This is a genomic window from Pseudomonas sp. HP_12, assembly GCF_055283955.1.
Window position 1 is genome coordinate 27,507 of the sequence record NZ_JBTOQG010000004.1, and the last position, 23,367, is coordinate 50,873.

The 23,367-nt window shown below is 62.2% G+C and carries 18 protein-coding genes; 10 read left to right on the forward strand and 8 right to left on the reverse strand.

The window, feature by feature from the left end; all coding sequences use genetic code 11:
- Positions 1-48 precede the first annotated feature (48 nt).
- Positions 49-2,424, reverse strand: a complete 2,376-nt coding sequence (gene ppsA, locus ACYASU_RS04665) for a phosphoenolpyruvate synthase (RefSeq protein WP_463582088.1) — start codon at positions 2,422-2,424, stop codon at positions 49-51.
- Positions 2,425-2,573: 149 nt separating this feature from the next.
- Here ppsA and ppsR point away from each other — a divergent pair, with 149 nt between their 5' ends.
- A complete protein-coding gene (gene ppsR, locus ACYASU_RS04670; RefSeq protein ID WP_074887131.1) occupies positions 2,574-3,392 on the forward strand; it encodes a posphoenolpyruvate synthetase regulatory kinase/phosphorylase PpsR in 819 nt (272 codons plus the stop codon).
- Positions 3,393-3,455: 63 nt separating this feature from the next.
- Here the strand turns inward: ppsR and prpF are convergent, their stop codons facing one another.
- The 5 genes from prpF to ACYASU_RS04695 form a co-directional block, all read right to left on the reverse strand.
- A complete protein-coding gene (prpF, locus tag ACYASU_RS04675; protein ID WP_463582089.1) occupies positions 3,456-4,646 on the reverse strand; it encodes a 2-methylaconitate cis-trans isomerase PrpF in 1,191 nt (396 codons plus the stop codon).
- A 51-nt stretch (positions 4,647-4,697) separates the two neighbouring features.
- Positions 4,698-7,292 carry a Fe/S-dependent 2-methylisocitrate dehydratase AcnD gene (gene acnD, locus ACYASU_RS04680; protein WP_463582090.1) on the reverse strand — a complete coding sequence of 865 codons (2,595 nt, stop codon included), beginning with the start codon at positions 7,290-7,292 and terminating at the stop codon, positions 4,698-4,700.
- A 111-nt stretch (positions 7,293-7,403) separates the two neighbouring features.
- Positions 7,404-8,531: a bifunctional 2-methylcitrate synthase/citrate synthase gene (prpC, locus tag ACYASU_RS04685; RefSeq protein WP_463582091.1), complete on the reverse strand. Its 1,128-nt coding sequence runs from the start codon at positions 8,529-8,531 to the stop codon at positions 7,404-7,406.
- 54 nt (positions 8,532-8,585) lie between these two features.
- Positions 8,586-9,476, reverse strand: coding sequence for a methylisocitrate lyase (gene prpB, locus ACYASU_RS04690; RefSeq protein WP_463582092.1), 891 nt, complete (start codon positions 9,474-9,476; stop codon positions 8,586-8,588).
- Positions 9,473-10,180 (reverse strand): GntR family transcriptional regulator, encoded by a 708-nt coding sequence (locus ACYASU_RS04695; RefSeq protein ID WP_463582093.1) that lies wholly within the window; start codon positions 10,178-10,180, stop codon positions 9,473-9,475. Before ACYASU_RS04695 ends, prpB begins: the two co-directional genes overlap by 4 nt.
- Positions 10,181-10,476: 296 nt before the next feature.
- Between ACYASU_RS04695 and rloA the strand changes: the two genes are divergently transcribed.
- The 9 genes from rloA to ACYASU_RS04740 all read left to right on the forward strand — a co-directional run bounded on the left by rloA (position 10,477) and on the right by ACYASU_RS04740 (position 21,643).
- On the forward strand, positions 10,477-11,037 hold the full coding sequence (rloA, locus tag ACYASU_RS04700; protein WP_346627768.1) for a retropepsin-like aspartic peptidase RloA: 561 nt from the start codon (positions 10,477-10,479) through the stop codon (positions 11,035-11,037).
- Positions 11,038-11,041: 4 nt separating this feature from the next.
- Positions 11,042-12,592 carry an osmotic stress tolerance membrane protein RloB gene (gene rloB / locus ACYASU_RS04705; protein ID WP_192172433.1) on the forward strand — a complete coding sequence of 517 codons (1,551 nt, stop codon included), beginning with the start codon at positions 11,042-11,044 and terminating at the stop codon, positions 12,590-12,592.
- Positions 12,592-13,560, forward strand: a complete 969-nt coding sequence (locus tag ACYASU_RS04710) for an alpha-L-glutamate ligase-like protein (protein ID WP_463582173.1) — start codon at positions 12,592-12,594, stop codon at positions 13,558-13,560. Before rloB ends, ACYASU_RS04710 begins: the two co-directional genes overlap by 1 nt.
- A gap of 578 nt (positions 13,561-14,138) precedes the next feature.
- Positions 14,139-15,158 (forward strand): FecCD family ABC transporter permease, encoded by a 1,020-nt coding sequence (locus ACYASU_RS04715; protein ID WP_463582094.1) that lies wholly within the window; start codon positions 14,139-14,141, stop codon positions 15,156-15,158.
- Positions 15,155-15,919, forward strand: coding sequence for an ABC transporter ATP-binding protein (locus ACYASU_RS04720; protein ID WP_463582095.1), 765 nt, complete (start codon positions 15,155-15,157; stop codon positions 15,917-15,919). Before ACYASU_RS04715 ends, ACYASU_RS04720 begins: the two co-directional genes overlap by 4 nt.
- Before the next feature lie 8 nt (positions 15,920-15,927).
- A complete protein-coding gene (locus tag ACYASU_RS04725) occupies positions 15,928-18,039 on the forward strand; it encodes a TonB-dependent receptor (RefSeq protein ID WP_463582096.1) in 2,112 nt (703 codons plus the stop codon).
- Complete coding sequence (locus ACYASU_RS04730) at positions 18,036-19,124, forward strand: ABC transporter substrate-binding protein (protein ID WP_463582097.1); 1,089 nt, start codon at positions 18,036-18,038, stop codon at positions 19,122-19,124. The genes ACYASU_RS04725 and ACYASU_RS04730 overlap by 4 nt, the downstream gene beginning before the upstream one ends.
- A 61-nt stretch (positions 19,125-19,185) precedes the next feature.
- Positions 19,186-20,529 (forward strand): aminodeoxychorismate synthase component I, encoded by a 1,344-nt coding sequence (pabB, locus tag ACYASU_RS04735; RefSeq protein ID WP_463582098.1) that lies wholly within the window; start codon positions 19,186-19,188, stop codon positions 20,527-20,529.
- 379 nt (positions 20,530-20,908) lie between these two features.
- Positions 20,909-21,643, forward strand: a complete 735-nt coding sequence (locus tag ACYASU_RS04740; RefSeq protein WP_463582099.1) for a phosphoadenylyl-sulfate reductase — start codon at positions 20,909-20,911, stop codon at positions 21,641-21,643.
- Positions 21,644-21,745: 102 nt separating this feature from the next.
- Here ACYASU_RS04740 and cysB read toward each other — a convergent pair whose 3' ends face one another.
- Both cysB and ACYASU_RS04750 read right to left on the reverse strand, forming a co-directional pair.
- Positions 21,746-22,720: an HTH-type transcriptional regulator CysB gene (cysB, locus tag ACYASU_RS04745; protein WP_122534560.1), complete on the reverse strand. Its 975-nt coding sequence runs from the start codon at positions 22,718-22,720 to the stop codon at positions 21,746-21,748.
- Positions 22,721-22,871: 151 nt separating this feature from the next.
- Positions 22,872-23,366: a universal stress protein gene (locus ACYASU_RS04750; protein WP_346627775.1), complete on the reverse strand. Its 495-nt coding sequence runs from the start codon at positions 23,364-23,366 to the stop codon at positions 22,872-22,874.
- Position 23,367 lies beyond the last annotated feature (1 nt).

Sequence of the window (23,367 nt, forward strand, 5' to 3'; positions counted from 1 at the left end):
TCGGGAAACCGGCCCATGGAAACGGGCCGGCATCTTACTCGATCTGCATCAGGTTGGAGCGTCCTCTTCGGACAGGAAGAACCAGGTTTCCAGTACCGAATCGGGGTTCAGAGAAACGCTTTCGATGCCCTGTTCCATCAGCCAGCGCGCCAGATCCGGGTGATCGGACGGGCCCTGGCCGCAGATGCCGATGTATTTGCCGGCCTTGTTACAGGCCTGAATGGCGTAGGACAGCAGCTTCTTGACCGCAGGATTACGCTCGTCAAACAAGTGGGCGATGATCCCGGAGTCACGGTCCAGGCCCAGGGTCAGCTGGGTCAGGTCGTTGGAACCGATGGAGAAACCGTCGAAGAATTCGAGGAATTCATCGGCCATCAGGGCGTTGGACGGCAGTTCGCACATCATGATCACGCGCAGACCGTTCTCGCCACGGGCCAGACCGTTCTCAGCAAGCAAATCGATAACCTGGCTCGCCTCGCCCAGGGTGCGGACGAACGGCACCATGATTTCGACGTTAGTCAGGCCCATCTCGTTGCGTACGCGCTTGAGGGCACGACATTCCAGCTCGAAGCAGTCGCGGAAGTTTTCGCTGATGTAACGCGACGCGCCACGGAAGCCCAGCATCGGGTTTTCTTCTTCCGGTTCGTAGAGCTTGCCGCCGATCAGGTTGGCGTATTCGTTGGACTTGAAGTCCGACAGGCGCACGATGACTTTCTTCGGCGAGAAGGCCGCTGCCAGGGTGCTGATGCCTTCGACCAGCTTCTCGACGTAGAACCCGACAGGGTCGTCGTAACCGGCGATGCGCTTGTCGACGCTTTCTTTGATGTCCTGGGGCAGGTTGGCGTAGTTCAGCAGCGCCTTGGGGTGCACGCCGATCATGCGGTTGATGATGAATTCCAGACGCGCCAGGCCGATACCGGCATTGGGCAGCTGGGCGAAATCAAACGCGCGATCGGGGTTGCCGACGTTCATCATGATTTTGAACGGCAGGTCAGGCATGGCGTCGACGGAGTTCTGCTTGATGTCGAAGCCCAGCTCGCCCTCGAAGATGTAACCGGTGTCGCCCTCGGCGCAGGACACGGTGACGCCCTGACCTTCCTGCAACAGCTCGGTGGCATTGCCGCAACCCACTACGGCCGGAATGCCCAGCTCGCGGGCAATGATCGCGGCGTGGCAGGTGCGCCCGCCACGGTTGGTGACGATGGCGCTGGCACGCTTCATCACCGGTTCCCAGTCCGGGTCGGTCATGTCGGAGACCAGCACGTCGCCGGGCTGGACTTTGTCCATCTCGGACACGTCCTTGATGATCCGCACCTTGCCAGCGCCGATGCGCTGGCCGATGGCGCGGCCTTCCACCAGAACGGTGCCCTTCTCCTTCAGCAGGTAACGCTCCATGACATTGGACGAACTGCGGCTTTTCACGGTCTCCGGACGCGCCTGCACAATGTACAGCTGGCCGTCGTCGCCGTCTTTGGCCCACTCGATGTCCATCGGGCACTGGTAGTGCTTTTCGATGATCATGGCCTGGCGTGCCAGGTTGCTGACTTCCTCGTCGGTGAGGCAGAAACGCGCGCGGTCGGCCAGGTCGACGTCGATGGTCTTGACCGATTTGCCGGCCTTGGCTTCTTCGCCGTAGATCATCTTGATCGCCTTGCTGCCCAGGTTGCGGCGCAGGATCGCCGGGCGACCGGCTTCAAGGGTGTTTTTGTGAACGTAGAATTCGTCCGGGTTGACCGCGCCCTGGACGACGGTTTCGCCCAGGCCGTAGGCACCGGTGATGAAGACCACGTCGCGGAAACCGGATTCGGTGTCCAGAGTGAACATGACGCCAGCGGTGCCGGTTTCAGAACGCACCATGCGCTGCACGCCAGCGGACAGCGCCACCAGCTTGTGGTCGAAACCCTGATGCACGCGGTAGGAAATGGCGCGGTCGTTGAACAGCGAGGCGAACACTTCTTTCGCCGCGCGGATCACGTTTTCGACGCCACGGATGTTCAGGAAGGTTTCCTGCTGACCGGCGAAGGAGGCGTCCGGCAAATCTTCAGCGGTAGCGGAAGAGCGCACGGCCACCGCGATGTCCGGGTTGCCCGCCGAGAGCTCGGCGAAGGCGGTGCGGATTTCGGCGTTGAGCTTCTCGGGGAATTCAGCTTCCATGATCCACTGACGGATCTTGGCGCCGGTTCTCGCCAGCTCGTTGACGTCGTCGACATCCAGCGCGTCGAGGGCCTGATGGATCTGATCGTTCAGGCCACTCTGCTCAAGGAAATCACGGTAGGCCTGGGCGGTAGTGGCAAAGCCACCGGGAACGGACACGCCTGCGCCCGCCAGGTTGCTGATCATCTCGCCGAGGGATGCGTTCTTGCCCCCCACGTGCTCAACATCATGTTTGCCGAGCTTATCGAGGGAAACTACGTACTCTACCAAGGTGATCTCTCCACTAACCGGTTATTGTTGGAAATGCTTTGGTGCGGGAATCGCGGCGATTGAAAACGGGTAGACTGCGGCCAGTCATGGCCCGCAAGTCGGCCTATCATATCCACAAATTGTCTTCAACTTAAGGCCCCGGGGCGCAAATGAAACGATCCGCTTTTTTCATCTCCGATGGCACCGGCATTACCGCCGAAACCCTTGGCCAGAGCCTGCTAGCGCAATTTGAAAACATTACATTCAACAAGTTCACGCGCCCCTATATCGACAGCGTCGAGAAGGCGCGGGCCATGGTGCAGCAAATCAACAAGGCCGCCGAGAAGGACGAAGCCCGCCCGATCATCTTCGACACCATCGTGAATCAGGACATCCGCGAGATTCTCGCGACCTCCGACGGCTTCATGATCGACATCTTCTCGACCTTTCTCGCCCCGCTGGAGCTGGAGCTTAGTTCACACTCGTCCTACTCGGTGGGGAAATCCCACTCCATCGGGCACAACTCCAATTACATGGAGCGGATCGAGGCGGTGAACTTCGCGCTGGACAACGACGACGGCGCCAGAACCCATTATTACGACAAGGCCGACATCATTCTGGTGGGCGTGTCACGCTGCGGCAAAACCCCGACCTGCCTGTACATGGCCATGCAATTCGGTATCCGCGCGGCCAATTACCCGCTGACAGAAGATGACATGGAACGCCTGCAGTTGCCTGCTGCGCTGAAACTGCACCGGGACAAGCTGTTTGGCCTGACCATCGACCCCGACCGCCTCACCGCCATCCGCCACGAACGCAAACCCAACAGCCGCTACGCCAGCTACGCCCAGTGCGAGTTCGAGGTGCGCGAAGTCGAGGGCCTGTTCCGCCGCGAAAACATCCCGCACATCAACTCCACGCATTTTTCGGTCGAGGAAATCTCGGCGAAGGTGCTGGTGGAGAAAGGCGTCGAGCGGCGGTTTAAGTAGCTGAGCAGCGGCAAGTTTGAAGCTACAAGCTGCGAGTTGACGGAGTCAGGCCGTGCCGTTCGGTCAGAAGCTGTCACCCGGCACGCGCACCCAGCCTTCCATCAACACCCGCGCGCTGCGGCTCATGATGGCTTTCTTGACTTGCCATTCGCCGTCGACCCGGACCGCTTCAGCGCCGACACGCAGGGTCCCGGAGGGATGGCCGAAGCGCACGGCGCTGCGCTCGCCGCCGCCCGCTGCCAGGTTGACCAAGGTGCCCGGAATCGCTGCCGCCGTGCCGATCGCCACTGCCGCGGTGCCCATCATGGCGTGGTGCAGTTTGCCCATGGACATGGCGCGGACCAGCAAATCAGTATCTTCGGGTGTGACGCGCTTGCCGCTGGAAGACAGGTAGTCCGCAGGCGCGGCCACAAACGCCACTTTGGGGGTGTGCTGACGGGTTGCTGCCTCCTCGACAGTGCCGATCAGCCCCATGCGCACGGCCCCATAGGCGCGGATCGTTTCGAACATGCTCAGGGCTTTCGGGTCGCTGTTGATCGCGTCCTGTAACTCGCTGCCCGTATAGCCGATGTCAGCGGCGTTGACGAAGATCGTCGGGATGCCGGCATTGATCATCGTCGCCTTGAACGTCCCGACGCCCGGCACTTCAAGCTCATCCACCAGATTGCCGGTGGGGAACATCGAGCCGCCAGCGCCCTCCTCGTCCGCGGCCGGGTCCATGAACTCCAGCTGCACTTCCGCCGCCGGGAAGGTCACGCCGTCGAGCTCGAAATCGCCGGTTTCCTGCACCGCGCCGTCGGTCATCGGCACGTGGGCGATGATGGTTTTGCCGATGTTGGCCTGCCAGATGCGCACCACCGCCACGCCGTTGCGGGGGATGCGCGACGGGTCAACCACACCGTTGCTGATGGCGAACGGGCCGACCGCCGCCGACAGGTTGCCGCAATTACCGCTCCAGTCGACGAAGGCCTTGTCGATGGCAACTTGGCCGAACAGGTAATCGACGTCGTGATCGGCTTTCTCGCTCTTCGACAGAATCACCGTTTTGCTGGTGCTCGACGTCGCGCCGCCCATGCCATCGATCTGCTTGGCGTAGGGGTCGGGGCTGCCGATCACCCGCAGTAACAAGGCGTCACGGCTCGCGCCGGGGGTTTGCGCGGCTTCGGGCAGATTGTCCCGGAGGAAAAACACGCCCTTGCTGGTGCCACCGCGCATGTAGGTCGCGGGAATCTTGATCTGTGCTGTGGAAGCCATGAACTGTTCCTTTTTTATATAGAGCGCGCGTCATATAGAGCGCGCGTCGGCTCAGGCGACGGCCGAGGATTCGAGGAAGTCCTGGGCGAAGCGTTGCAGCACGCCCCCGGCTTCGTAGATCAACACCTCTTCCCCCGTGTCGAGGCGGCAGGTCACCGGCACCTCAACGCGCTCGCCGTTCTTGCGCTGGATGATCAGCGTCAGGGTGGCACCCGGCGTACGCGCGCCGATCACGTCGTAGATTTCACTGCCATCGATGCCCAGGGTCAGGCGATTGGTGCCCGGCTTGAACTCCAGCGGCAGCACGCCCATGCCCACCAGATTGGTGCGGTGGATGCGCTCGAAGCCTTCGGCGACGATGACTTCGACGCCCGCCAGGCGCACGCCCTTGGCGGCCCAGTCCCGGGACGAACCCTGGCCGTAATCGGCGCCGGCGATGATGATCAGCGGCTGCTTGCGCGCCATATAGGTTTCGATGGCCTCCCACATCCGCGTGACCTGGCCTTCCGGCTCGATCCGCGCGTAGGAACCCTGCTTGACCTTGCCGTTCTCCACCACCATTTCATTGAACAGTTTGGGGTTGGCGAAGGTGGCACGCTGGGCCGTCAGGTGATCGCCGCGATGGGTGGCGTAGGAGTTGAAGTCCTCTTCCGGCAGGCCCATTTTATCCAGGTATTCGCCGGCCGCGCTGTCGAGCATGATCGCGTTGGACGGCGACAGGTGATCGGTGGTGATGTTGTCCGGCAACACCGCCAGCGGACGCATGCCCTTGAGGGTTCTCTCGCCGGCCAGGGCGCCTTCCCAGTACGGCGGTCGGCGAATGTAGGTGCTCATCGGGCGCCAGTCGTACAGCGGCGCGACTTTCGGCCCGGTATCTTCGTGGATGGCGAACATCGGGATGTACACCTGACGGAACTGCTCCGGCTTGACCGAGGCCTTCACCACCTGGTCAATTTCGGCGTCAGTTGGCCAGAGGTCTTTCAGGCGGATTTCTTCGCCGTTCGGGCCAAGACCCAGCACATCTTTCTCGATATCGAAGCGGATCGTTCCGGCGATGGCGTAGGCGACCACCAGCGGCGGCGAGGCGAGAAATGCCTGCTTGGCGTAAGGGTGAATGCGCCCGTCGAAGTTGCGGTTGCCCGAAAGCACTGCCGTGGCGTACAGGTCGCGGTCGATGATTTCCTGCTGGATCACGGGGTCCAGCGCGCCGGACATGCCGTTGCAGGTGGTGCAGGCGAACGCGACGATGCCGAAACCCAGTTGCTCCAGCTCGCCGGTCAGCCCCGCCTCGTCGAGGTACAGCGCGACGGTCTTCGAGCCCGGCGCGAGGGACGACTTGACCCAGGGTTTGCGCGTCAGGCCGAGGCGATTGGCATTGCGAGCCAGCAAGCCTGCAGCGATGACGTTGCGCGGGTTGCTGGTGTTGGTGCAACTGGTGATGGCGGCGATGATCACCGCGCCGTCCGGCATTTCGCCCGGGGTTTCCTCCCACGGCGCCGCAATGCCTTTGGCGGCGAGATCAGAAGTGGCTACACGTGCGTGTGGGTTGGACGGCCCGGCCATGTTGCGCACGACGCTGGACAGGTCAAAACGCAGCACGCGCTCGTATTCGGCGGTGACCAGGCTGTCTGCCCAGAGCCCGGTGTGGCGGGCGAAAGTTTCGACCAGTTGCACGTGCTGGTCTTCGCGACCGGTCAGCCGGAGGTAATCGATGGTCTGTTGATCGATGCTGAACATGGCGGCGGTTGCGCCGTATTCGGGGGCCATGTTCGAGATGGTCGCACGGTCGCCGAGGGTCAGCGCGCGGGCGCCTTCGCCGTAGAACTCAAGGTACGCGCCGACGACCTTTTGCTGACGCAAGTATTCGGTGAGCGCCAGCACCACGTCGGTGGCGGTAATGCCCGGCTGCGGACGGCCTGACAGTTCGACGCCGATGATGTCCGGCAGGCGCATCCACGAGGCGCGGCCGAGCATGACGTTCTCGGCTTCAAGGCCGCCTACACCAATGGCGACGACGCCCAGCGCATCCACGTGAGGCGTATGGCTGTCAGTGCCGACCAGCGTATCCGGGAAGGCGACGCCATTCAGCGTCTGGATCACCGGCGACATCCGCTCCAGATTGATCTGATGCATGATGCCGTTCCCCGGCGGGATCACTTCGACGTTCTTGAACGCCTGCTTGGTCCAGTTGATGAAGTGGAAGCGGTCTTCGTTGCGACGGTCCTCAATCGCCCGGTTCTTGCTGAACGCATCCGGGTCGTAGCCCCCGCATTCGACGGCCAGCGAGTGATCGACGATCAACTGCACCGGAACGACCGGGTTGACCTGCGCGGGGTCGCCGCCCATGTCGGCGATGGCATCGCGCAAGCCGGCGAGGTCCACCAGCGCGGTCTGGCCGAGGATGTCGTGGCAGACCACCCGCGCCGGAAACCACGGGAAATCAAGATCACGCTTGCGTTCTATCAACTGCGTGAGCGAGGCCGTCAAGGTCGTCGGATGGCAACGGCGCACCAGGTTTTCGGCGAGCACGCGGGAGGTGTACGGCAGCGTGGCGTAGGCGCCGGGCTTGATCGCATCGACCGCCGCGCGGGCATCGAAATAATCCAGCGCAGTGCCGGGCAGGGCTTTGCGGTATTCAGTGTTCATCGTCAGGACTCGATCACGGTAGTTTCAAAAGGCGGGGGATTGCACCGGCCTTGAACTGAGCACGCTCCCACAGGAATTAGTCTCAGTCTTCAGTCAGTGGCCCCTGCCCCATCAGCGCTGTTCGATGGGCACGAATGTGCGCTGTTCGACGCCGATGTATTCGGCGCTCGGTCGGATGATGCGGTTGTTGGCGCGCTGTTCGAACACGTGGGAGGCCCAGCCGGACAGGCGCGAGCAGACGAAGATCGGCGTGAACAGCTTGGTCGGGATGCCCATGAAGTGGTACGCCGAGGCGTGATAGAAGTCAGCGTTGGGAAACAGCTTCTTCTGCTCCCACATGGTTTTGTCGATGGCTTCGGAGACCGGGAACAACACCGTGTCGCCGACCTCCTCCGCGAGTTTTTTCGACCAGCCCTTGATCACCTCGTTACGCGGGTCGTTGTCCTTATAGATCGCGTGACCGAAGCCCATGATCTTGTCCTTGCGTTCGAGCATCGCCAAGGTGCCCTGGGTCGCGTCTTCGGCCGACGAGAACTTCTGGATCATCTCCATCGCCGCTTCATTGGCGCCGCCGTGCAAAGGCCCGCGCAACGTGCCAATGGCTGCGGTGATGCAGGAAAACAGATCGGACAGGGTCGACGCGCAGACCCGGGCGGTGAAGGTCGACGCGTTGAATTCGTGCTCGGCGTAGAGGATCAGCGAGACGTCCATCACCTTGCGATGCAATTCGCTGGGCGCCTTGTCCAGCAGCAGCTTGAGGAAGTGCCCGGCGATCGACACCTCGTCAGTGACGCAGTCGATGCGCTTGCCGTCATGGCTGAAGCGGTACCAGTAGCACATGATCGCCGGGAACGCGGCCAGCAGGCGGTCAGTGGAATCAAGCTGTTGGGCGAAACTGGCTTCGGGCTCGAGATTGCCGAGCATCGAGCAGCCGGTGCGCATGACGTCCATGGGGTGGGTGTCGGCGGGAATGCGCTCAAGCACTACTTTCAGCGCCTGGGGCAGGTCACGCAGGCCCTGAAGTTTCTTCAGGTAACCGTCGAGCTGCGCCTGGGTTGGCAGTTCGCCGTACAGCAGCAGGTACGCGACTTCTTCGAATCGGGCGTGGGCGGCGAGTTCACGCACGTCATAGCCGCGGTAGGTCAATCCGGCGCCGGCCTGGCCGACGGTGGACAACGCGGTCTGTCCGGCCACCTGGCCTCGCAGGCCTGCGCCGCTCAATACTTTTGCTTCAGCCATTGCTGTCTCCAGTCTTGTAGTTGTGTGGGAATCGGCAATTCATTTGCGGCTTTTCTACGATTTCTTCTGCGCAAACAGCGCATCGAGCTTCTGCTCGAACGCGTGATAGTCAATGCGCTCGTACAACTCCATGCGCGTCTGCATGGTGTCGACGACGTTCTTCTGGGTGCCGTCGCGACGAATCGCGGTGTAAACGTTTTCCGCCGCCTTGTTCATTGCCCGGAACGCCGACAGCGGGTACAGCACCAGCGCTACTTCGGCGGACTTCAGCTCGTCGGTGGTGAACAGCGGCGTCGAGCCGAATTCGGTGATGTTGGCGAGGATCGGCGCCTTCACCCCTGAGGCAAACAGCTTGTACATCTCAAGCTCGGTGATCGCTTCCGGGAAGACCATGTCCGCGCCCGCTTCGATGCACGCAGCGGCGCGGTCCAGAGCAGACTCCAGCCCTTCCACCGCCAGCGCATCGGTGCGCGCCATGATCACGAAACTGTCGTCGGTTCGCGCATCAACCGCCGCCTTGATGCGATCGACCATTTCCTGCTGCGAAACAATCTCCTTGCCAGGCCGATGACCACAGCGCTTGGCGCCAACCTGGTCCTCGATGTGCATCGCCGCCGCGCCGAACTTGATCATCGACTTCACCGTGCGCGCCACGTTGAACGCCGAGGCACCGAAGCCGGTGTCGACGTCCACCAACAGCGGCAGCTCGCAGACATCGGTGATGCGGCGCACGTCGGTGAGCACATCGTCCAGACCGGTAATGCCGAGGTCCGGCACGCCCAGGGAACCCGCCGCAACACCGCCGCCGGACAGGTAAATGGCCTTGAAGCCGGCGCGTTGCGCCAGCAGCGCGTGGTTGGCGTTGATCGTGCCGACCACTTGCAGCGGATGTTCACTGGCGACAGCGTCACGGAAGCGTTGGCCGGGAGTGGTTCTTGTGGTCATTGTTCACCTCGGGCAGTGGCAGCGTGGAAGTGCTGCTCAATATTGCATTTGGATGCGGCAATGTGGCGGCGCATCAACAGCTCGGCCAGCTCGCCGTCACGGTCGGCGATGGCGTCGAGAATACGGTGGTGCTCGGCGAACGCCTGGCGCGGGCGGTTGGGCGTTGTCGAGAACTGAATGCGGTACATGCGCACCAGTTGATAGAGGTCATCGCAGAGCATCTGGGTCAGCGTGCTGTTGCGCGCGCCCTGGATGATCCGGTAATGAAAGTCGAAATCGCCTTCCTGCTGGTAATAGCCGACGCCGGCCTGGAAGGCGCTGTCGCATTCGTGGGTTTCCAGCACGCGGCGCAGGTCGTCGACTTCTTCAGCGGTCATGCGCTCGGCGGCCAGGCGACAGGCCATGCCTTCGAGGGATTCGCGGATTTCGTACAGCTCGACCAGTTCGGCATGGCTCAGGGAAACCACGCGAGCGCCGACGTGGGGCACGCGGACCAACAGGCGCTGGCCTTCGAGCCGGTGAATAGCCTCGCGCAACGGCCCTCGGCTGATGCCGTAAGTGCGCGCCAGTTCGGGCTCGGAGATCTTGCTGCCGGGGGCGATATCGCCCTTGACGATAGCCGCCTGAATACGGCGGAACACGTTCTCGGACAGGGTCTCGGCATCCACCGGAGAGGCAGGCAGAATTTCTGCGGCATCCAACATTGTTGACACCTGCTGATTGAATGCCAGTAAATCTAGCGAAAGATGCCAGATTCGTCAAAACAAAACGATCGATTGTCGACAATCATCTAATAGCGACACATTTTGACGAAAAGTCCGACAGCCCGTATCCGCGCCGCCCTTCGCTGGTGCCATAAAAGCTTCATGCTAGAATGCCGGCCGCCTCAAAACGCCCACGCGGGCAGCAGGCGGCTTTCGCAGGAGCGGCACCCTTGGTCAAACCAAAACCACTTTTCGACGTCAAAGCAGCTTCTTCACTTTTCATCGCGCCTGGACTTATGAGCCGCCACCCTCTTCTCTTCCTCTTATCGCTGTACCTGCCAGGCCTCTTTCTGCCCGGGTTTTTTCTCCCCAGCCTGGCCCTGGCCGCTGAAAAGACGGTGTATGGCCTGAACGAATATGCCGAGCTGGCCGACATCGACCTGCAGGTCGCGGCCAAACTGGACACCGGCGCCAAAACCGCCTCCCTGAGCGCCCGCGACATCAAGCGCTTCAAGCGCAATGGCGATTCCTGGGTGCGTTTTTACCTGGCCATCGACGACGCCCACGAACACCCCATCGAACGCCCCCTGGCCCGGGTCAGCAAAATCAAGCGCCGCGCAGGTGACATCGACGCTGATGACGACAAGAAATACACCGCACGCCCGGTCATCAGCCTGGATGTCTGCATGGGCGAGGCGCTGCGCACCATAGAAGTGAACTTGACCGACCGCAGCGCATTCCAATACCCGCTTTTGATTGGCTCCGAAGCCCTCAAGCACTTCGATGCGCTGGTCGATCCAAGCCTGAAATACGCAGCGGGCAAGCCTGCCTGCGTCAATGCTCCAACCGCAGAGTAACGACATGCGCTCTCTTACCCTCCATCTGAAGATCCTGATCGCGACCCTCGTCACGCTGGGCATCGCGATCACGGCTTATCAGATATTGGTACTCGGCATTCCGGTGACCGAAGATGAAACCGACGACCTGTGGAACATCGACGCCAAGGTCGAGTTCGTCGCCAACCCCAAGGACACGGTCAAGGTGCAGATGTACGTGCCGCCGCTGTCCCGCGATTACATCAGCCTCAATGAAAGCTTCATCTCCAACAACTATGGCGTGAACGTCAACCGCGCCGACGGCAACCGCAAGGTCACCTGGTCCGCGCGCCGGGCCACCGGCAATCAGACGCTGTACTACCGACTGGTATTGACCAAGCGCTATAGCGGCGAGAAAGCCAAGATCAAGGGGCCGATCTTCCGCGACAGCATCGTCGTCGAAGGGCCGGAAAAAATCGCTGCCGACGCCCTGCTTGCGCCGATCCGGCAGCATTCCGCCGACGTCGAAACCTTCGTCAGCGAAGCCATCAAGCGGGTCAACAATCTGAGCGACGACAACGTCAAGCTGCTGCTGGCCGGCGATACCTCGGTGGCGAACAAGGCGCGCATCACCGAAACCCTTTTGTCCATCGCCCACGTGCCGGTGGAGAAAGCCCACACCATCCGTTTGGTCGCCGATCAGCCGCAGTCGCCGGAACTGTGGCTGCGCAGCTTCAATGGCAAGGACTGGCTGTATTTCAATCCGGAAACCGGTGAAGCGGGCCTGCCCCAGGACCGCCTGCTGTGGTGGATCGGCAATGACAACCTGATCTCCGTCGAGGGCGGCAAGAAGGCCACGGTGAATTTCAGCCTGAACAACAGCGAGATGAACGCGATTCGTCTGGCCAAGCTGACCGATGAAAGCACCGACGCCGACTTCCTCGAATACTCGCTCTACAGCTTGCCGCTGCAAACCCAGCAGACCTTCATGATCATGGTGATGATCCCGATCGGCGTGCTGGTGATCCTGATCCTGCGCAACCTCGTAGGCCTGCAAACCCTGGGCACCTTCACCCCGGTGCTGATCGCGCTGGCGTTCCGCGAGACCCAGCTGGGCTTTGGCATCGTGCTGTTCACCATCATCACGGCACTGGGCCTGTCCCTGCGCTCGTACCTGGAACACCTCAAACTGCAAATGCTGCCGAGGCTGTCGGTGGTGCTGACCTTCGTGGTGGTGTTGATTGCCGCCATCAGCCTGTTCAGCCACAAACTGGGCCTTGAGCGCGGGCTGTCGGTGGCGCTGTTCCCGATGGTGATTCTGACCATGACCATCGAACGCCTGTCGATCACCTGGGAAGAACGCGGCGGCGGGCACGCGATGAAAGTCGCCATCGGCACGCTGTTCGCGGCGTCCCTGGCGCACATCATCATGAGCATTCCGGAGTTCATCTACTTCGTGTTCACCTTCCCGGCGATTCTGCTGATTCTGGTGGGCTTCATGCTGGCGATGGGACGTTATCGCGGTTATCGGCTGACCGAGCTGATTCGCTTCAAGGCCTTCCTCAAGGAAGATGCCGAGCGGGAACACCATCAATGATCGGCTGGTGGAAAACCTGGAAGGCACTGGAAGCCAAGGGGATCATGGGCATCAATCGGCGTAACGCCGACTACGTGCTCAAGTACAACAAGCGCAGCCTCTACCCGATCGTCGATGACAAGATCATCACCAAGGAGCGGGCCATCGCGGCGGGCATTCATGTGCCCGAGCTGTACGGGGTCATTTCCACCGAAAAGGAAATCGACAAGCTTGACGGGATCATCGGCGGGCGCAGCGACTTTGTCATCAAGCCAGCCAAAGGCGCGGGTGGCGACGGCATTCTGGTCATCGCCGACCGTTTCGAAGAGCGCTTCCGCACGGTGTCCGGGCGCATCATCAGCCACGACGAAATCGAGCACCAGATTTCCAGCATCCTCACCGGGCTGTACTCCTTGGGCGGCCATCGCGACCGCGCGCTGATCGAATACCGGGTCACGCCCGATCAGATTTTCAAGAGCATCAGTTATGAGGGCGTTCCGGACATCCGGGTTATCGTGCTGATGGGCTATCCGGTCATGGCCATGCTGCGCCTGCCGACCCGACAGTCCGGCGGCAAGGCCAACCTGCACCAGGGCGCCATCGGTGTCGGCGTCGATCTGGCGACCGGGCTGACGCTGCGCGGCACCTGGCTGAACAACATCATCAGCAAGCACCCCGACACCACCAATGCGGTAGACGGCGTGCAACTGCCGAACTGGGACGGTTTCATGAGGCTCGCGGCTGAATGCTACGAGCTGTGCGGCCTGGGCTATATCGGCGTTGACATGGTGCTGGACCAGGATCGAGGGCCGTTGATTCTGGAGCTGAATGCCCGGCCGGGGCTCAACATCCAGATCGCCAATGACTGCGGGCTGACTCACCGGACTGTGGCGGTGGAGAAGCGGCTCGAGGAACTGGCGGCGGAAGGTGTTCAGGAGAGTCCCGAAGAGCGGGTCAAGTTTGCTCAGGGGTTGTTTGGGCACGTTTAATTCTATGTCTGTTGATCACGATGTTCAGTGTTCCTCTGACACATTGATGCCGCTCACACCGGCCCCTTCCCGGCTGAAGCCGGTCCCACTAAATACCGCGTGCCGTCAGTGGGACCGGCTGAACTCGGACTGTGGGACCGGCTTTAGCCGGGAAGACGTCAGGCGTCACACCGCACATCTGATGGCGATCATACCGGCCCCTTCCCGGCTGAAGCCGGTCCCACTAAATACCGCGTGCCGTCAATGTGACCGGCTGAAACTCGGACTGTAGGACCGGCTTTAGCCGGGAAGACGTCAGGCGCCACACCGCACATCTGATGGCGTTCACACCGCCCCCTTCCCGGCTGAAGCCGGTCCCACTAAATACCGCGTGCCGTCAGTGGGACCGGCTGAAACTCGGGCTGTAGGACCGGCTTTAGCCGGGAAGACGTCAGGCGTCACACCGCAAAACTCAAGCCGAAACTCGCCACCCATAAACCCCCTGCTAAATGAAGATTCACCCCATGCGGCATCCCGTCCCTAGAGAACCCTCGCCCATCGCTGTATAGTTTTTTACATACCGAAACAATGAGTAACAGATGTCCCCTGCCAAGCTGTATTTCCCTCTGTTGCTCAGCCTGTTGGCGTTGATCCTGACGGCTGTCTGCGCGCTGTTATTGGGCCGCTATCAAATTTCAATCCACGATCTCTGCTCGTTCGTTGCGACGATGCTGGGCCTCAGCGACATGCCCGCCCCGCGCTACGACCTGCTCCACGCCCTGATTATCGAGGCGCGCCTGCCACGGGTGATCGCGGCGATACTGGTGGGCGCCGGGCTATCGGTCTCAGGCGCGGCCTATCAGGGCGTGTTCCGCAATCCCCTGGTGTCGCCGGGCTTGCTGGGGGTGTTGAGCGGCTGCGCGTTCGGCGCTGCGCTGGGAATCATCTGGCACCTGCCGCCTCTGGCCATTGCGCTGGTGGCCTGCGTGACCGGGCTCATCGCCGTAGCGGTCGGTCTGGGCATCGCGCACATGTTTCAGACCCCCTCGATCCTGCTGTTGGTGCTCGGCGGCATTGTCGCGAACGCCCTCTTCACTTCCTTGCTGTCCATTGCTCAATACATGGCCGATCCGGTGGACCAGTTGCCGAGCATCGTCTATTGGCTGCTCGGCAGCCTCAGTGCCGTGGATGTGCAGGCGCTGTGGATCATCGGCCCCATTCTGGGCGTGGCCATCGTGTTGCTGTGCCTGACCGGCCGCGCCATCGACGCGCTGTCACTGAGTGACGACGAAGCCCTGAGCCTTGGCGTGCCGGTCGAACAGATTCGCGGCGGCCTGATTGTCCTCACCACGCTGATCTGCGCGCTCACTGTGAGTCTGGCCGGGATGGTCGGCTGGATCGGCCTGTTGATTCCGCACCTGGCGCGGTTGCTGGTCGGCCCCGGCAATACGCGCCTGCTGCCCCTCAGCGCCTGCCTGGGCGGGATCTTCCTGCTGGGGGCCGACGGCATCGCTCGCAGCGTGTCGGCGGGAGAAATCCCCCTCGGCATCATTACCGAGTTGCTCGGCGCGATCGCCTTTGTGCTGGTGCTGCATCGCGTGCGCAAGGGTTGGCTATGAAGCGCTTGCAGGCCCGCGGACTGACCTATCGGATCGGCGAGCGCTTGATCCTAGATAACGTCTGCCTGGACATAAAAGCCGGCGACAACATCGCCCTGCTGGGGGCCAACGGCGCCGGAAAAAGCACGTTGATGAGGCTGCTGCTGGGGTTGCTGACGCCGCACTCCGGCGAGGTGCTGATCGACGGCCAACCGATGCGCTCGATGAAACGTCGCGCCGTGGCCCGGCAGATTGCCTACGTGCCGCAGAGCCACGTCCCGAGCTTTCCGTTCAGCGTCGCCCACATCGTCGGGCAGGGGCGATTGCCCACTGTGGGTCTGGGCCATGCGCCGAGCCGCGACGACAAGGCCTCTGTGCAGCAGGCCCTGACCGACCTGGGCATTCATCACTTGAGTGAACGGCCGTACACCGAACTGTCCGGTGGCGAGCGCCAGTTGGTGCTGATCGCCCGGGCCATGGTTCAGCGCGCCAATATCATCATTCTCGACGAGCCGGTCACCGGTCTCGATTACGGCCATCAATTGCGCCTGCTGGCCTTGCTCAAGCGCCTCGCCGCCCAAGGCATGAGCATTCTCTCCAGCACCCATCGCCCTGAACATGCCCTTGCCTCAGCCAATCGCGTGCTGGTGCTGCACGACGGCCAACTCATCGCCGACGGCGCGCCCCACGACGTCATCGACAGCGCCCTCATGGCGCGTCTTTACCAGATCGCCGTCGAGCAGATCGACACCAACGGCCACCGCTTTTTTATTCCTTGCTGAGTGTTTACATGACCCGATCCTTCTCATCGCGCCTGGCGTTCGCGCCGCTTTTGTTTGGCGGCTTTACCCAGGTCAGTCTGGCGCAGGAAATGACCCTGGCACCGCTGGACATCAGCGCCGAACAGTCGATTGCCGATCAGGCGCGGGAGAAGTCGGCGACCCTCGGCCCCATGGGTGAGCGCAGGCTGCTGGACACGCCCTACTCCATCAGCGTGCTGTCCTCCGACCTGATCGACAGCCAACAGCTCAAGAGCTTCAAAGACATCATTCGCTACATGCCCTCCGTACAGGCCGACGGCGCCCGGCCGCAAACCCGGGGCCTGCAGGGCAGCGTGGTGCAGAACAGCCGGCTGGACGGCCTCAACGTGGTCTCGACCACCGATTACCAGGCCGAGCAACTGGGCGGCGTCGAAGTGCTGAGCGGCCTGTCGGGTTCGCTGTATGGCCCGGCGAATCCGGCCGGCACCTTCAACCTGCTGTCGAAACGACCGACGGATTTCACCCGCAATCGGGTGACGGTCGGCGTAGGCACCGGTCTGACCTGGCTCAAGGCCGCCGACCTGAGCGGCCCGTTCGACCCGGACGGCAAGATCAAATACCGCCTGAACGTCGCCGACGAGCAAGGCCACAGCTATGCCCCGGGCAGCACCTTGCGCCGGCAGCTGGTCAGCCTCGCCACGGATGTCCAGATCAGTGACGACAGCGTCATCGAGACCAACTTCAGCCACTACAGCTATCTATCCAAGGGCCTGCCCGGCAAGTTCGCCGTCGCCTCGGGCGCGACGCTGCCCCACGCGCCGGACCCGACCCGCAGCAATCTCGGGCAAAATTATGCCGGCGACAACAACACCACGGACACCGCCAGCGCGCACTTCAAGCACGACTTCGACGGCAACTGGAAACTCGACGTCGGCGCACTGCGGCAGATCGCTGACCGCGAATCCACCGCGGTCACCAACACACTGATCAACAGTACTGGGACGTATCGCAGCTCGGTGGCCAGCGCCACTGCCAGCCGTTTCACCATCAATAGCTACCTGGCCAACCTCAACGGCAGCGTCTACACCGCCGGCATTCGCCACGACCTGACCGTCGGCGTGACCGGTTTTGGCTGGGACAACTACAACCCCGTGGCGGGCGGAACGACAACCTTGGGCAGCGCGTCATTGAGCCACCCGGGCGCCTTCGACGAGCCGGACTTCCCCGACTTCACAGACCGATACCACTCGGCCAACGCCCGCCAACGCTCGTTCGTGCTGGGCGACACCCTGACCTTCACACCGAAATGGAGCCTGATGCTCAGCGGCAGCCAGAGCCGCCTGACCGCCGACAATTATTCTCAAGCGGGCGTCCACACGTCATCCCGGGACTCGGGCATCAGCACGGCTAGCAGCGTCATGTACAAGCCGGTGGACGACCTGACGCTGTACCTGACCTACGCCGACAGCCTGCAACAGGGCGACAGCGCCGCGGCCGGCAGCAGCAACGCCGGGGCGATCCTGTCGCCGTATCGCAGCCGCATGTGGGAGCTGGGCGGCAAATGGGTCGCGCGCGGGGTCAACCTGTCGCTGGCGGCGTTTCAGATCAAACGCCCCTTCGCCTACACCCAGCCCGATAACGTCTACGCCGTGGCGGGTGATCAGCGCAATCGCGGGGTGGAATTCCTCGCCGACGGCGACCTGACTCAAAATCTCAAGATGTTCGGCGGCATCACCTGGCTGGACCCGAAGCTGCTGTCCACCGGCAACGACAGCACGGAAGACACCCGGATCGTTGGGCTATCACGGACGACGGCCAGTCTGCTGACCGAATACCACATCGATCAGGTGCCGGGCCTCGCGGTCAACCTCAACGCCCGTTATGCCAGCGCCCGCCCCACCGATGACAGCAACGATCACTGGGTCGGCAGCTACACAACCTTCGACACCGGCGCCAGCTACAGCACCCGTTTGATGAAGCGCGACACGGTCTACCGCCTCGAAGTCACCAACCTGACCAACGAACGCTACTGGACCAACATCGTCCCCGGCGGGCTGAACGGCTACACCGGCGCCGGGCAAGCCAGCGCGACACCGGCCGCGCCGCGCATGGTGCAGGCGTCGATTCAGGTGGACCTGTGAGCAAGGGGCGGGTCGGCGTGCGCGGTTTGTTGAGCGTCGTGATGCTCGTCAGTCTGAGTGCCAGCGCCTTCGCTGCCCCGAACGATGCCGGCCAGCACATTCAGGCCAGCCCGCTGAAACCCGGACAGGTGCAGGACGATGTCGGCCAACGGATCAGCATTCCCACCGAACCCGCGCGTATCGCTGACGCCTGGTATGCCCATCACGTGCTGCTAATGACGCTGGGCGCCGGCTCGCGCATTGTTGCGACGGTCAACCATCCTGAAAGCCAGCCGTGGATGTTCAAGGTCCTCCCCGCGCTGAGCCAGGCCACGGCCATCCAGGGCACGGCGTTCAATGCCGAGACCTTGCTCGCCGCGCACGTCGATCTGGTGTTCACCGCCCTCGGCGATCGGCAGGTCATCGCCTATCGACAGCTCGGCCTGCCGGTCATGCAGATGGGCTACACCGACCTGGCCGGGCTGAAACGCTCGATGCTCAACACCGCCAAGGCCCTCGGCGGTGCAGAACCCACTGCGCGCGCTCTCGCCTATAACGGGTTTCTGGATCAACAGCTGGAAGCGGTCAATGGGGTGGTGGCGGGTATCCCGACGGAACAGCGCCCCAAAGTGCTGCACATCGCGTCGGTGAATCCGTTGAAAGTGGATGGCGCCGATACGCTGATCGACGACTGGATCGAGATGGCCGGAGGCCGCAATGCTGCGACGGGGCTCAAGGGCAATATGCAGATCGTGTCGGCTGAGCAGTTGCTGGCGTGGCAGCCGGATGTGCTGATCCTCGCGGCGGCCGCGGGTGATTTGAATCAGGCAGCGCAACCGCAGTTGCTGAACCAGCTTGATGCCGTGCGCAACGGGCGCGTCCTGCGTAACCCGGCCGGGGTTTTCCCGTGGGACCGTTACGGCACCGAAGTGGCGCTTCAGGTGGCCTGGGCCGCGCAGCAGTTGCATCCGGCGTTGTTTCCTGACGTCGACATGGCGGCACAGACGATGGACTTCTACCGGCGCTTTTTCGATTACCCGCTGACGCCGGAGGATGCCCAACGAATTTTGCACGGCGAGCCGCCAGCGACTGCGCCTTCCCCCTAGGACTCGCCCTTGGGGAAGACTACAATCGCCGTCCTCGCGCACTGACTGATCCACGCCTCGCATGCCAACTTGCTCCGTACACCCGCTGCCCTATCACGCCGACCCCAGCGGCTACTTCGCCCGCGTGCGCCGCGCCCCGGGTGCCGTGCTGCTGGACAGCGGTCGCCCGACTGCCGACCGGGGCCGCTTCGATCTGCTCAGCGCCTGGCCGCTGGAAACCCCGCAGCCGGTGGCGGACGAATCCGGCCCGGCCTTTCTTCATCGCCTGCGTGAATCACTGGCCCGCCTCGGCGAAGCCGACCTGCCCGAGCACTGCGCGCTGCCGTTCGCCGGTGGATTGATCGGCTATCTGGCGTACGACTTCGGCCGCCTGTTCGAACCCCTGCCCGATCAGGCCATCGATGATTTGCACCTGCCCTCCGCACGGCTGGGGCTCTACCCCTGGGCGCTGGTCACCGATCACCACGAGCACACCAGCCAGTTGGTGTTTCATCCTGCCCTTGATCACGTCGAACGCCAGCGCCTGATCGCGCTGTTCGAGCAACCGGTGGCGCAACCGGACGCATCGTTCGAGCTGACCGCGCCCTTTGCGACGGACATCGATGCCGAGCAGTACCGACAGGCCATCGAGCGGATTCACGCCTACATCCAGGCCGGTGACTGCTATCAGGTCAATTTCGCCCAGCGCTTTCGCGCGCAGTACCTCGGTGATCCATGGGCGGCGTATCAGGCGCTGCGGTTGGCCTGCCCCACGCCGTTCGCCGGGTATCTGGCCCTGCCGGAGGGCGATGCGGTGTTGAGCCTGTCGCCAGAGCGGTTCGTCAAAGTCAGTCAGCGTCAGGTCGAGACCCGGCCGATCAAAGGCACGCGGCCGCGCGGGCGGGATGCCGATGAGGACGTGGCGTTTGCTCAAGAGCTGCTAACGAGTGCGAAAGACCGCGCCGAGAACCTGATGATCGTCGACTTGCTGCGCAACGATCTGGGCCGGACCTGCCGGATCGGTTCGGTAAACGTGCCGGAGCTGTTCAGCCTGGAGAGCTATCCCAACGTGCATCATCTGGTCAGCGCCGTCACCGGCGAACTCGCCGACGGCAAGGACGCGCTGGACCTGATTGGCGGCAGCTTTCCCGGCGGCTCGATCACGGGCGCGCCGAAGATCCGCTCCATGCAGATCATTGACGAACTGGAGCCGACTCGACGGGCGCTGTATTGCGGCTCGTTGCTGTACCTGGACGTGCGTGGCGAGATGGACAGCTCCATCGCGATCCGCAGTTTGCTGGCAAAAGACGGCCAGATGGCGTGCTGGGGCGGCGGCGGGATCGTCGCTGATTCGCAGTGGGAGGCGGAATATCAGGAGACCTTCACCAAAGTGCGGGTGTTGATGGAGACGCTTGAGGGGTTGTGAGCGGGGCGGCGGGTGCGGATGGACCGACTCTCGATTGCGCAGATACCGCGCCGTTGGACGGCGAACACGTTCCATGTGGGAGTGAGCTTGCTCACGAAGACGCCAACACAGCCAGCCACTTTCTCCGGGAAATGACAGTAAGCATTCGCGAGCAAGCTCGCTCCCGCAGGATCGTGGGTCGCCTCAGGATTTCGGCCGTTCGTTGGACCTGTTGGAGTATCAGCGTCGGTCCCAACCCCACCCTCTGCACCCATTGCTCAGCACTCAGCTTCCAACCCAAAGCAATCCGGCGCTTTCAGCCAAAAGGCGCGATGTTTTTTGTTACCATCTGCGCCATTACGAGCGCCTAAGCGCCAGCCCTGATCAGGAAGCCGCCCAGATGAACCACCCTTTCGACGTCGACGACATCGCCGCCACCTACGCCAACAAATCCCCGTCCGACATCCTCAAATTCGCCTTTCAGCACTTCGGCGACGACCTGTGGATTTCCTTCAGTGGCGCGGAGGACGTGGTGCTGGTGGACATGGCCTGGAAAATCAACAAGAACGTCAAGGTGTTCAGCCTGGACACTGGCCGGCTGCACCCGGAGACCTATCGCTTCATCGATCAGGTCCGCGAGCAGTACAAAATCGACATCGACATCGTCAGCCCGGACCGCGAAAAGCTCGAGCCGATGGTCAAGGAAAAGGGCTTGTTCAGCTTCTACCGCGACGGCCATGGCGAGTGCTGCGGGATCCGCAAGATCGAGCCGTTGCGCCGCAAGCTGTCCGGCGTTACCTCCTGGGCCACAGGTCAGCGTCGCGACCAGAGCCCGAGCACGCGCAACAACGTGGCGGTGGTGGAAATCGACAGCGCGTTCTCCACCCCGGAGCGCACGCTGTACAAATTCAACCCGCTGGCCCAGATGAGCAGCGCTGACGTGTGGAATTACATCCGCATGCTCGAACTGCCCTTCAACACCCTGCACGAGCGCGGCTTCATCAGCATCGGCTGCGAACCCTGCACGCGCCCTGTCCTGCCGAATCAGCATGAGCGCGAAGGCCGCTGGTGGTGGGAAGAAGCCACGCAGAAGGAATGCGGGTTGCACGCCGGGAATATGATCGCGAAAGGATAGAAAACCAGCTGCAAGCCTCAAGCTGCAAGAGAACGGCGGTCCGCGTGAGGTCTGCTGTTTCTTGCAGCTTGAAACTTGCCGCTTGAAGCTGAGGCTCGCCTGTTAATGCTCCGGCAGTTCAACCCCGGCAAACAGCTCTTCCAGCTCCTGCTTGTTGTGGCACTGAATGGCTTTGGCCATGACGTCGCGGGTCAGGTGCGGGGCGAATTTCTCGATGAAATCGCACATGAAGCCGCGCAGAAAGGTGCCACGGCGGAAGCCGATCTTGGTCACGCTGGCTTCGAACAGTTCGCTGGCGTCGAGCACCACCAGATCGCTGTCCAGCTTCGGGTCGACGGCCATTTTCGCGACGATGCCAACGCCCAGTCCCAACCTCACGTACGTCTTGATGACGTCAGCGTCGGCGGCGGTGAACACCACTTTCGGCGTCAGGCCACGGTGGCTGAACGCTTCGTCGAGTTTGGAACGGCCGGTGAAACCAAACACGTAGGTCACGATCGGGTATTCGGCGAGAATCTCCAGGGTCAGCTTCGGCACCTTGGTCAGCGGATGGCCCTGAGGGACGACCACGCAGCGGTTCCAGGTGTAGCACGGCATCATCACCAGATCGCCGAACAGTTCCAGCGCTTCGGTGGCGATGGCGAAATCGACCGTGCCGTCGGCGGCCATTTCGGCGATCTGCATCGGTGAGCCCTGATGCATGTGCAGCGCGACGTCCGGGTACTGCTTGATGAAATTGCTGATCACCGGCGGCAGCGCATAACGCGCCTGGGTGTGGGTCGTGGCGATGGACAGCGTGCCCTTTTTCTCGTTGGAGAATTCCTGGGCGATCTGCTTGATGCTCTCGACTTTGCGCAGGATCTCGCCGGCGGTGGTGATAATGCGCTCGCCTGCCGGGGTGACGCGGGTCAGGTGCTTGCCGCTGCGGGCGAAGACTTCGACGCCCAACTCGTCTTCCAGCAGGCGGATCTGCTTGCTGATACCTGGCTGCGAGGTGTAGAGGCTTTGCGCGGTCGCTGAAACGTTGAGGTCGTGGTGCGCCACTTCCCAGATGTAGCGCAATTGTTGAAGCTTCATATGTATCCCTCAAAGCCGGAAGACGCCACGGGCATCAGCGACGGTATATAACTGGATTATTGGTCAGGAAGGCAAAGCTAGAACTTTTTATCACTTTTATCCAGTAATGGCACGCAGCTTTTAACGCCCTTGGCACATTCCCGGAACGCGATCACGTTTGTGTACGACTTTGCAGCATCGGCACCATGTACACCGGCACGTCGGCCAGTTGCAGCACTCGCGCCGCGGTTCGGCCTATGGGCGTATCGCCCTCCCCACCGTGACTGCGACTGCCCACCACCAGCAGATCAACGCCGAGCAGGCGCGCCTGATCGAGTATCACGTTGGATGGGTCGCCCTGGACCACGCGAACACTGCGAATCAGCGCCAGGTCCTCATGGCCCTCGCCCAGTTCCTCGCGAAAACTGGCCAGCACCCGCGCCTCAATGCCGTCGATGACCGTGTTGACGCCCTCGCTGTGCAGCTGTTTCAAGACGTCTGCCGCCAGATAGCTCTGCAGCACGGACTCGGCAAACACGCCCATCGGCTCCACCACATGCACAACGTGCAGCTCGGCGTCGAAGGTCCGCGCCAACACCAGCGCGTGCTGCAACACATACGGCGCATAAGCACCGAGGTCCGTGGCGTAGAGCATCGAACGGATCATG